A 3,407-nucleotide genomic window follows, 5' to 3' on the forward strand; every position below is an offset into this window, starting at 1 on the left:
CAGCCATGGGATACAGCCATGGGATACAGCATCCACGAATCTTGACGTAAGATAAATACTATCAACACCTTAAAGCCAGCTACATTTGCATGACACCCTGATGAGATGCTAATCGAGGCTGCACCACCAAACTGATGGGTTAAGTTGACGACAAGCCTTTCACAGCGGTGTATCGAGGAAGCTAGGAATGCTTATTGCCATCGTTTGAGGCAGCAAAGAACGGAACAACCCGCATTTCTCCGAACATTAAGGACAGCCTTAGATGAACGAATGGCCTAAGATTTCCCGTTCTTGAGCGATGCGGCTACGACCAGACATAAAGCAGGCTTTTCCCATGCCTAACGCCTAGGCACATGCGCCCGTAGCGCAGGTGCCGAAATGAATATCGTATACACCCAAGCCAAGTCATACCAAAAATGCCGAGTGTAACGGGTCGACATGGTGACTTTTGTTATGCAAATCCATCCTAGAATGCTGTCCCTACTTGGGCGAAGGCCTGTCAGCATATGATCTCCTTTCGCCGGGACAACAACGAATACTGGACTTAAGAGCGCAGATAACTTTCAGCAACTTTAAGCCAGCCGAGCTTTCTTTCCTGCCTGATACCAAACTTGATTGGCTGCCCTGCAATGAAGCTGAAAGCCTAAGGGAGCGCTACTTCCTGAAACCACGGAACAAAAAGGGTGTTAAACGAAAGCCTGAGGATTTGTACTCAAAGACAACAAAGATATTTCCAACACGCTTATCCCCGAAGCTAAACGGCAGCCTATTGATGAACGAATGGCCAGAGAGATATTGGTATTGAGCGATGATTTATCAACAATAACCAAGACTTTGCTCTAGGTGCATAACGCCTGCAATAAGGTGTGCCCCACTGAACCAACAAAGCGCATTGAACTCCAAACCAAAACTGCCGAGTGTAACGCATCACCTTGATTGCTTTGTTATATTTTGCTTGCGTACAAGTCATGTAACTGTGGCATTCCTTCACCAGAGATCTTCTCGTTACAACAAGAAGCTTCTATTGGTGATTGATTCTTAGTATGCACACCATCCATTATTTCTAACAACTGGAATAAACTATGATCTATTGCTTCAGTAACAATTTCACGCACAAATAGCTGCTCACTCGCAGACAGATTTGATAACCATGTTTGAGTATCACTTGAGACACCAGACTGATTCCCTTCAGACCAATCTATAGAGAAATCTCTAGCTTCTTCTTTTACTAGTTGAACAAATGATTCACCGTCCATTATCACTCCAATATCATCACACATGAAACTGAAACAAAAATATAAATCTAAACTTTCCTGTCCATTTAACCAACTTTCGACGAAATTCTTCGAGCAAAATATAACGCCTGCAATAAGGTGCCCCGCGCTGAACTATCAAAGCACACTGAACTCCATACCAAAACCGCCGAGTGTAACGGGTCACCTTGATTGCTTTGTTATGCAACTCCATCCATTAATACGATCACACTTGGCCAAAAGCCTTTCCACGTATGATGAGTCTGCGACATACAGGCAACAAGCGCAGGCCCTGATAGTTCCGWTTACTTTCAACACTTTGAGCCAGACCAACTTGTATGACAACCTGATGCTGACATGATTGGCTGCTGCACCGAACTATTGGTTAAGACAAGCAACTGCCCTTTCAGAGCAAAGTAACCATGAAAACTCATTGCTGAATTGCCAGGGTAAAAGGCGACAAAGAAGACGACAACCTGCTGTTCTCTGAGCTTTCAGGCAGCCTTGCGCTGAACGAATAGCCAGAGAAATCGTGGAAATGTGCGATGAACATTCTACCATCGATGCACTTGGCTCTAAGGTGCATAACGCCTGCGATAAGGTGCCCCGCACTGAACCAACAAAGCGCACCAAACCTCATACCAAAACCGCCGAGTGTAACGGGTCACCTTGATTGCTTTGTTAGGCATTTCCACATGTGAAATTCATGCTTGGCCGCCGTACTCTCAGCGCAGTCCGCCGCCAACCATAGGATACAGCACGCACTAAACCTCAAGTAACACCAATACTATCAGCACTTTAAAGCCAGATACATTTAAATGACATCCTGATGAGATGCTCATCGAGGCTGCATCACCAGGCTGACAGGTTGAGTTGAAGACAGGCCTTTCATGGCGATGTCACGATGAAGAGCGCGATGCTTTATTGCCATTGCCTGAGGCAAGAAAGAACGGAGCAACCTGCAATACCCGGAAATTTAAGGACAGCCCTACGATGAACGAATGGCCTGAGAGTCCCCGTTCTTGGGCGACGTGGTTACGACCAGATCCAAAAGCAGGCTTTTCCCATGCCTAACGCCTGCAATAAGGTGCCCCGCACTAAACCAACAAAGCACACCGAACTTCATACCAAAACCGCCGAGTGTAACGGGTCACCTTGATTGCTTTGTTAGGCATTTCCGCTGGTGACATTCCTACTTGGCCGACGTACTCTCAGTATGCTCCAGCGCCAACCGTGGGATACCCCATCCACTGAATTTAAAGTAAAACCAATATTATCAGCGCCTTAAAGCTAACTACATTTGCATGACATCCTGATGAGATGCCAATCAAGGCTGCATCACTAGACTGACAAGTTGAGTAAACAACAAGCCTTTCACAGCAATGTCACGATGAGTAGCGCGATGCTTTACTGCCATGGCCTGAGGCAGCAAAGAACAGAGCAACCAGCCCTTCCCAGAACTTTAAGGACAGCCCTTCGATTAACGAATTACCTGAGAATTCCCGTTCTTGGACGATGTGGTTACGACCAGATCCAAAAGCAGGCTTTTCCCATGCCTAACGCCTGCAATAAGGTGCCCAGCACTAAACCAACAAAGCACGCCGAACTCCATACCAAAACCGCCGAGTGTAACGGGTCACCTTGATTGCTTTGTTAGGCCGCTGACTCATATTTCTTTCAATCGGTGCTACATAGAAATCTGTAAGGTAAATTATCATTTAGAATCAATACTCTTTAGAAATTTAATTGATCTAACAGATGCTGCCATAAAAAAGACCACCCATACATCAATAATACTGATATCTGGAAATGACTTTTCCAATACACTAACTAAAAGTGTCGGACCTATCACAGTAACAATAATGATATATGGAGACCATAATTTCTCTTTGTAAAGAAAATAACCCATTACAAGTATGAAAACGCTGTAAACATACGAAGCTACAACCATACTTTCACTACCAGTTGCTTCATAAAAATACTTTGGGAAAAAGAGGTGAACTAAGCCCATAAGAATAAAAGGTAAACAGCTTATTATGAATGATGCTTTTAATACCTTCTTGGCTGATGATTTAGTCTCTACCGTTCCTACCAACGCTCTAAACAAGCCTTTCGACATTACAACGTAACTCCTTTTATGAAATGGTTCCAAAT

Annotated in this window: 2 protein-coding genes; both read right to left on the reverse strand. The window is 44.5% G+C overall.

Annotated elements, in window-relative coordinates:
• Window positions 1-944 precede the first annotated feature (944 nt).
• Window positions 945-1,256, reverse strand: a complete 312-nt coding sequence (locus L4D19_RS30020) for a hypothetical protein (RefSeq protein WP_428455441.1) — start codon at window positions 1,254-1,256, stop codon at window positions 945-947.
• Between the two features lie 1,711 nt (window positions 1,257-2,967).
• The coding region (locus L4D19_RS30025; RefSeq protein WP_428455442.1) for a hypothetical protein at window positions 2,968-3,407 on the reverse strand (440 nt) is incomplete at its 5' end.

Source organism: Photobacterium kasasachensis (assembly GCF_050336885.1).
Lineage (GTDB): Bacteria > Pseudomonadota > Gammaproteobacteria > Enterobacterales > Vibrionaceae > Photobacterium > Photobacterium kasasachensis.

What these genes read in the sequence shown, in the direction of transcription:
- L4D19_RS30020 (WP_428455441.1), bottom strand. Translation starts at nt 1,256, where the DNA reads ATGGACGGTGAATCATTTGTTCAACTAGTAAAAGAAGAAGCTAGAGAT.